This window comes from Cupriavidus sp. BIS7, assembly GCF_000292345.1.
GTDB lineage: Bacteria > Pseudomonadota > Gammaproteobacteria > Burkholderiales > Burkholderiaceae > Cupriavidus.
Genome location: NZ_ALOU01000095.1, coordinates 1 through 7,789 on the forward strand (window position 1 = coordinate 1; position 7,789 = coordinate 7,789).

Annotated in this window: 5 protein-coding genes; 4 read left to right on the forward strand and 1 reads right to left on the reverse strand. The window is 65.1% G+C overall.

Annotation, left to right across the window (positions count from 1 at the left end; all coding sequences use genetic code 11):
* Window positions 1-41: 41 nt before the first annotated feature.
* Window positions 42-1,964 (reverse strand): ATP-binding cassette domain-containing protein, encoded by a 1,923-nt coding sequence (locus B552_RS0125795; protein WP_019451953.1) that lies wholly within the window; start codon window positions 1,962-1,964, stop codon window positions 42-44.
* A 279-nt stretch (window positions 1,965-2,243) separates the two neighbouring features.
* On the opposite strand from B552_RS0125795, the gene B552_RS0125800 reads away from it, so the two are divergent.
* The 4 genes from B552_RS0125800 to gsiB are packed head-to-tail and all read left to right on the forward strand — an operon-like array spanning window position 2,244 to window position 7,638.
* Window positions 2,244-3,146: a MurR/RpiR family transcriptional regulator gene (locus B552_RS0125800; protein WP_019451954.1), complete on the forward strand. Its 903-nt coding sequence runs from the start codon at window positions 2,244-2,246 to the stop codon at window positions 3,144-3,146.
* Window positions 3,147-3,171: 25 nt separating this feature from the next.
* On the forward strand, window positions 3,172-4,155 hold the full coding sequence (locus tag B552_RS0125805; RefSeq protein WP_019451955.1) for an isoaspartyl peptidase/L-asparaginase: 984 nt from the start codon (window positions 3,172-3,174) through the stop codon (window positions 4,153-4,155).
* A 1-nt stretch (window position 4,156) separates the two neighbouring features.
* Window positions 4,157-6,049, forward strand: a complete 1,893-nt coding sequence (locus tag B552_RS0125810; protein WP_019451956.1) for a dipeptide ABC transporter ATP-binding protein — start codon at window positions 4,157-4,159, stop codon at window positions 6,047-6,049.
* A 32-nt stretch (window positions 6,050-6,081) separates the two neighbouring features.
* Window positions 6,082-7,638 (forward strand): glutathione ABC transporter substrate-binding protein GsiB, encoded by a 1,557-nt coding sequence (gene gsiB / locus B552_RS0125815; protein ID WP_019451957.1) that lies wholly within the window; start codon window positions 6,082-6,084, stop codon window positions 7,636-7,638.
* The last annotated feature ends 151 nt before the right edge of the window (window positions 7,639-7,789 follow it).

Genomic DNA, 7,789 nt, shown 5'->3' on the forward strand with positions numbered 1-7,789 from the left:
TGTTCATATAAGGGGAGCAAGACCGTAGAAACCGAAAGCCCTCAGGCAATCTGCTCGATCTGCTCCTGCAGTTCAAGCCAGCGTTCTTCCAGTTGATCAAGCTCGCCGGTGACTTCGCCCTGGCGCTTGAGCATCTCCATCAGCTTTGCCTTGTTGGCATCCTCGTAGCTGGCTGCATCGGCCATGAATGCGTCGATCGCTGCCTTGTCGGTCTGCAGCACCGACATCCGCTTCTCGATCTTCTCCAGTTCCTTTGTCAGCGGCTTGCGCAGCACAGACAGCCGCTGGCGCTCGTCGGCTTCGGCCCGACGCTGGTCCTTGCGGTTGACCACGGGCGCGGCCTCGGCGGCGTGTGCGGCGGTGGCGGCGTTGCGCTTGGCGGCGGCCTGCTGCAGCAGCCAGTCGCGGTAGTCGTCAAGGTCGCCGTCGAACGGGCGGATCGTGCCGTCTGCCACAAGCATGAACTGGTCCGACGTGGCCCGCAGCAGGTGCCGGTCGTGCGAGACCAGGATCAGCGTGCCTTCGAACTGGGCCAGCGCCATCGTCAGTGCTTCGCGGGTGTCGAGGTCCAGGTGGTTGGTCGGTTCGTCGAGCAGCAGCAGGTTCGGCTTCTGCCAGACGATCAGCGACAGCGCCAGCCGGGCCTTTTCGCCACCCGAGAACGGCTCGATTGGTGACGTGGCCATGTCGCCGCGGAAGTTGAAACTGCCCAGGAAATCGCGCAATTCCTGCTCGCGCACGTCCGGCGCCAGTCGCGCCAGATGCTGCAGCGGCGAATCATGGTCGCGCAGCGTCTCAAGCTGGTGCTGCGCGAAATAGCCGATCACCAGCCCCTTGCCAAGACGGACCGTGCCGTTCAGCGGCGCTTGCGTGCCGGCCAGCGTCTTCACCAGCGTCGACTTGCCCTGGCCATTGGCGCCAAGCAGGCCAATGCGCTGGCCGTTCTGGATCGACAGCGCAAGGTTATGCAGGATCGTGACGGGCGGATCGGCCTCGGCATAGCCGCAGTCAACCGCATCGAGCACCATCATTGGATTCGGTGCCGAATCGGGCTCGCGGAATTCGAACGCGAACCCGGCCGCTACGTGTACCGGCGCCAGCCGCTCCATCTTCTCCAGCGCCTTGACCCGGCTTTGCGCCTGACGCGCCTTGGTGGCCTTGGCCTTGAAGCGGGTGATGAACGATTCCAGGTGCGCGATTTCCTTCTGCTGGCGCGAATAGGCGGCCTGCTGCTGGGCCATCTGCTGCAGCCGCATCGTTTCGAACTGCGTGTAGTTGCCGCCGTAGCGCTTCAGTTGCTGGTTCTCGATATGCACCGTGACGTTGCAGATGGCATCGAGGAATTCGCGGTCGTGCGAAATCATGACCAGCGTGCCCGGGTAGCGCGCGAGCCAGTCTTCGAGCCAGACGATGGCGTCCAGATCCAGGTGGTTGGTCGGTTCGTCGAGCAGCAACAGATCGGACGGGCACATCAGCGCCTGTGCCAGGTTCAGGCGCATGCGCCAGCCGCCCGAGAACGACGCCACCGGCTGCGAAACCTGCGCCAGCGTGAAGCCAAGGCCCAGCAGCAGCGCTTCGGCGCGGGCCGCGGCCGTGTAGCCGTCGGCATCGGCATAGGCGGCGTGGGCCTCGCCCTCGGCCGAGCCGTCGCCGCTGGCCTGCGCCGCGGCAATGCGTGCCTCGATCTCCCGCAGGCGGCTATCGCCGTCGATCACATATTCCACCGCCGTGCGGGAAACCGCTGGTGTCTCCTGAGCCACGTGCGCGATGCGCCACTGCGCGGGCACGAACACATCGCCGCCATCGGCATGCAGATCGCCACGCAGCATCGAGAACAGCGTGGACTTCCCGCTGCCGTTGGCGCCGACAAGGCCTACGCGCTCGCCCGGGTTGAGCGTCACGCTGGTGTGGTCGAACAGCACCTTGGTGCCGCGCTGGAGGACAAGCTGGTCGATTCGGATCACGGGGAGGGCAGGCTGAAGCTGGAAACGGTTTTTTCGGCAGGCCGGCATTGTATCGCGCCCGCCTGCCACGGCCGCGCAGACTCCCATGTTTGCGCGCTTGTCCTGAGGGATTACCCGTAATCGTTCACTTTTTGCTCTCCGGGTACGGCATTTGCGTGTAAATTCATTTACAGCCTCTGACGCACCAAGAAAGTGTCTTTTCACGAAACTACGATACTCGTCCTGGTGCGCCGGTCATTGTTGTGAATTCATCCAGTAGTCCACCCAGTAGTCCTTGAGATGCCAGACGGCCTGTCGATTTCCGAACGCATTGCCCGCGCCTTGCCCACATTGACGCCTGCGCACCAGCGCATGGCGCAATACGTGCTGGAGAACCCGTTCCGCGCGGCCACGATGCGTATCGACGAGTTCGCCACGGCCGTGAATGTGTCGGTGGCCACGGCCAACCGCTTCGCGCGGGCGCTGGGGTTCGAAGGCTATCCGCAGTTCCGGGCCGAGCTAGTGCGCGGTTTCGAGGCCACGCTGGCACCGGTGGAGCGCCTGCGCGACGAACTGGCGCGTCCCACCACGGCTGCCGAAGTCTTCGCCGCATCGTTCGAAGACGGCATCCGCAACCTGGAAGCCACGCGCCGGGCGATTGATCCCGCCGCCTGCGAGCGGGCCGTGTCGGCCATTCTTGAGGCCGAGCGCGTCTATGTGATGGGTTTCGGCGCCAGCGGTTTCCTGGCCGGGCTGCTGCAGCATGGGCTGGAGATGCACTGCCGCATGGTCACCTCGGTGTCGGCCGCCGGCGGCGCGTCGCACGCGGGACGGCAACTGTTCAAGCTGCAGCCGCAGGACCTGGTCATTGCAATCGCGTTTCCGCGCTATGTGACTGACACGATGCTGCTGGCCCAGCGCGTCAAGGACCATGGTGGCCGGCTGCTGGCCCTGACCGATGGCCCGGCTTCGCCACTGGCGCCGCTGGCCGACTACACGCTCTACGCGAATGCCGGATACCGGTTCTCCGCCAATTCCGATGCAACGGTACTAGCCTTGATCGAGGCACTGTGCGGCGCCGTGGCGCACCGCTCGGCACGCTCGGTCAAGGCCGCGGCCGAAATGACCGAGTTCCTGCTGCCGTGGCTGTATGGCGCGCCCGATGCGCGCGACGGCCGGGCCGCGCCGAAATCTTCCGACTGATCCCGACTGAAGTAGAAGGACCCCCATGCCCCAAGCTGTTATCGCCATCCACGGCGGCGCCGGCACGATCACCCGCGCAGCCATGGACGCCAACCGCGAACGCGAATACACCACTGCGCTGGAACAGGTGCTGCTGGCGGGCCAGCGTGTGCTGGCCGATGGTGGCAGTGCGCTCGATGCCGTCACGGAAGCCGTGCGGCTGCTAGAGGAGTGCCCGCTGTTCAACGCCGGCCGCGGTGCCGTGCTGACGAATGCCGGCACCTACGAACTCGATGCAGCAGTCATGAATGGCGCCACGCTCGATACCGGCGCGGTGGCCTGCGTCAAGCGCGTGCGCAATCCTGTGCTTGCCGCGCGCGCGGTGCTGGACCATAGCGAGCATGTGCTGTTCGCCGCAGAGGGCGCCGAGGCGTTTGCCGAAGCGCAGGGGCTGGAACTGGTGGCGCCCGAGTATTACTTTACGCAGGCGCGTCACGATCAATGGGTGCGTGCCCGCGCAAGCAGCGGCATGGCATTGCTCGACCATGACGCAGCGACGCTGGCCGCACAGGCTGCACAGGTGGCTGGTGGGGCTGCCGATCCGATCGATCCCGACAGCAAGTTCGGCACGGTTGGCGCGGTAGCCTGCGATGCCGCCGGAAACCTCGCCGCGGCCACCTCCACGGGTGGCGTGACCAACAAGCAGGTGGGCCGCGTGGGCGATACGCCGATCGTCGGCGCCGGCTGCTATGCCGACGACGTGGCGGCCGTATCGGCCACCGGCACGGGTGAGATGTTCATCCGCACCGTGGCCGCATACGACGTCTCGGCGCAGATGCGCTATGCAGGGCTGTCGCTCGAGGAATCGGCGCGCCGCGTGGTGATGGAAAAGCTGCCCGCGATCGGCGGTCGCGGCGGCCTGATTGCGGTGGATCGCGCCGGCAATGTCACGCTGCCGTTCAATACGGAAGGCATGTATCGCGGCGTGGCGCGCGTGGGCGAACCGGTCAATGTCTGGATTTACGGCTGATATGGCGAATACCGTCTCGAAACAAGGCATCGTGCTGCCGCCCCAGCGTGTGGTTGCAGTCGACAATCTCACGGTGCGCTTTGCCACCTCGGAGCGCACCGTCGAGGCCGTGCGCAACCTGTCGTTCCATGTCGATCGCGGCGAGACGCTGGCCGTGGTCGGTGAATCGGGATCGGGCAAGTCCGTGACGTCGCTGGCGCTGATGCGTCTGGTGGAGCACGGCGGCGGCAAGATCGCCAATGGCAGCATGCTGCTGCGCCGTCGTAATGGCGACGTGCTGGATCTGGTCAACGCCGGGGAATCCACGCTGCGCCGCACGCGTGGCGCGGACGTGGCGATGATCTTCCAGGAGCCGATGACCTCGCTGAACCCGGTGTTCCCGGTGGGCGAGCAGATCGCGGAGTCTATCCGGCTGCACCAGGGCAAGGGCAAGTCCGCGGCACGCGCGGAGGCGCTGCGCATGCTCGAACTCGTGCGCATCCCCGAAGCGCGCCGCGTGCTGGATCGTTTCCCACACCAGCTTTCGGGCGGCATGCGCCAGCGCGTGATGATCGCCATGGCGCTGTCCTGCAAGCCGGGGCTGCTGATTGCGGACGAGCCGACCACGGCGCTGGACGTGACGATCCAGGCCGAGATCCTGCAATTGATCCGCAACCTGCAGGCCGAAATGAACATGGGCGTGGTCTTTATCACGCACGACATGGGCGTGGTGGCCGAGGTGGCCGACCGCGTGCTGGTGATGTATCGCGGAGAAAAGGTGGAAGAGGGCAACTCTGACGAAGTGTTCCACGCTCCCGCCCATCCGTACACGCGCGCGCTGCTGTCGGCGGTACCCAAGCTTGGCGCAATGGCGGGCACCGACCTGCCGGCCCGCTTCCCGCTGGTGCAGATGAGCGACACGAACACGCCGGTCACGGAGGTGCCGCAGGACACGATTCCGGCCGGCGCCGCGCCGATTCTGCGCGTGAAAGACCTGGTGACGCGCTTTGACGTGCCCGGCGGCCTGTTCGGCAAGGTCACGCGCCGCGTGCACGCGGTGGAGAAGGTCAGCTTCGACCTGTACCCGGGAGAGACGCTGGCGCTGGTCGGCGAATCGGGCTGCGGAAAATCCACCACCGGACGCTCGCTGCTTCGGCTTGTGGATTCGCAGAGCGGCACGATCGAGTTCGCGGGCCAGAACATCAGCCAGATGCGCGGGCCCGCGCTGCAGGCGCTGCGCCGCAATATCCAGTTCATTTTCCAGGACCCGTTTGCGTCGCTGGACCCGCGCGTTCCGGTTGGCTATTCGATCATGGAGCCGCTGCTCGTGCACAACGTGGCCAGCGGCAGGGAGGCCGAGGCCCGCGTGGCCTGGCTGCTGGAGAAAGTGGGGCTGACCGGCGCGCATGCATCGCGCTACCCGCACGAGTTCTCGGGCGGCCAGCGCCAGCGGATCTGCATCGCGCGCGCGCTGGCGCTGAATCCGAAGGTGGTGGTGGCCGACGAATCGGTCTCCGCGCTGGACGTTTCGATCCAGGCGCAGATCGTCAACCTCATGCTCGATCTGCAGCGCGAACTGGGCGTGGCGTTCCTGTTTATCTCGCACGATATGGCTGTGGTCGAGCGCGTAAGTCACCGCGTGGCCGTGATGTATCTGGGCCAGATCGTCGAGATCGGCCCGCGCCGCGCCATTTTCGAGAATCCGCAGCATCCGTATACCCGGAAGCTGATGTCGGCGGTGCCGGTTGCGGATCCGGCGCGCCGTCATATGAAGCGCGAACCGCTGTCTGATGAAATCCCAAGCCCGATCCGCGCGGTTGGCGACGAACCGGTGGTTCAGCCGCTGGTTGCCGTTGCCGGAAGCGGCGCGCACGGACATTACGTAGCCCGGCACGCCGTCGGCGGCGCCTACTGAAGTTAGGTTTTTTCCACGAGGAGAAGAGAAAAATGTCTGACCGCAAGGTTTCGTTCCGCCTGATGGCCGGCGCCGCAGCAGCAGGCGCGCTGGGCATGATGGTTGCCGCGCCGGCGTTTGCCGCCAAGGACGCGGTAATGGCCGTGTATTCGACGTTCACCACGCTGGACCCGTACGACGCGAACGACACGCTGTCGCAGGGGGCGATGAAGTCGTTCTACCAGGGGCTGTTCGGCTTCGACAAGGACATGAAGCTGGTCAACGTGCTGGCCGACAGCTACGACGTCAGCAAGGACGGCCTGGTCTACACGATCAAGCTCAAGAAGAACATTAAGTTCCACGACGGCACCACGTTCGACGCCACGGCTGTCAAGGCCAACCTGGACCGCGTGACCGATCCGGCCAACAAGCTCAAGCGCTACACGCTGTTCAACCGCGTGGCCAAGACCGACGTGGTGGACCCGAACACCGTGCGCATCACGCTCAAGGAGCCGTTCTCGCCGTTCATCAACGTGCTGGCCCACCCGTCGGCCGTGATGATCAGCCCCACCGCGCTGAAGAAGTACGGCAAGGACATCGCGTTCCACCCGGTCGGCACCGGTCCGTTCGAGTTCGTGGAATGGAAGCAGACGGATTACCTGAAGGGCAAGAAGTTCGCGGGTTACTGGAAGACCGGCTATCCGAAGATCGACACGATCACCTGGAAGCCCGTGGTTGACAACAACACGCGCTCTGCCGTGATGCAGACCGGCGAAGCGGACTTCGCGTTCAGCATCCCGTTCGAGCAGGCCGCCGTGCTCAAGGGCAGCCCGAAGGTGGACCTGATTACTGCGCCGTCGATCATCCAGCGCTACCTGTCGCTCAACACGATGGTCAAGCCGTTCAATGACCCGAAGGTGCGCCAGGCCATCAACTACGCGATCAACAAGGAAGCGCTGGCCAAGGTGGCGTTCGCCGGTTATGCCGTCCCATCAGTGGGCGTGGTGCCGCCGGGCGTGGACTATGCCGAGAAGCTGGGCCCGTGGCCGTATGACCCGGCCAAGGCGCGCGCGCTGCTGAAGGAAGCCGGCTACCCGAACGGCTTCGAGACCACGCTGTGGTCGGCCTATAACCACACCACCGCGCAGAAGCTGATCCAGTTCGTCCAGCAGCAACTGCAGCAGGTTGGCATCAAGGCGCAGGTGCTGGCGCTGGAAGCCGGCCAGCGCGTGGAACGCGTGGAGTCCGTGCCGAAGCCTGAAGACGCGGGCGTGCGCATGTACTACACGGGCTGGTCGTCGTCGACCGGTGAGTCGGACTGGGCGCTGCGCCCGCTGCTGGCCTCGGAAGCGATGCCGCCGAAGCTGCTGAACACCGCGTACTACAAGAACGACCAGGTCGATGCCGACATCGCGGGCGCACTGCGCACGACCGATCGCGCCGAGAAGGCCAAGCTCTACAAGGATGCCCAGGAACGTATCTGGAAGGATGCACCGTGGGCCTTCCTGGTGACTGAGAAGATCGTCTACGCACGTTCGAAGCGTCTCTCCGGCGCCTATGTGATGCCTGACGGTTCGTTCAACTTCGACGAGATCGATATCAAGCAGTAAGCGATTGAACACCTCCGGTATTCGGTGTTCTCCCCTCTCCCATGCAATGGGAGAGGGGCCGGGGGAGAGGGCGCGGCAGTTCAAGTTCCGACAAGTCGCGGCTTGAGCCTCGATACCCTCTCCCCCAACCCCTCTCCCGCGCGCGGGAGAG

Excerpts from the sequence above, each read along its gene's own strand:
- B552_RS0125800 (WP_019451954.1), top strand. The coding sequence starts at position 2,244 with ATGCCAGACGGCCTGTCGATTTCCGAACGCATTGCCCGCGCCTTGCCC.
- B552_RS0125805 (WP_019451955.1), top strand. The coding sequence starts at position 3,172 with ATGCCCCAAGCTGTTATCGCCATCCACGGCGGCGCCGGCACGATCACC.
- B552_RS0125810 (WP_019451956.1), top strand. The coding sequence starts at position 4,157 with ATGGCGAATACCGTCTCGAAACAAGGCATCGTGCTGCCGCCCCAGCGT.
- gsiB (WP_019451957.1), top strand. The coding sequence starts at position 6,082 with ATGTCTGACCGCAAGGTTTCGTTCCGCCTGATGGCCGGCGCCGCAGCA.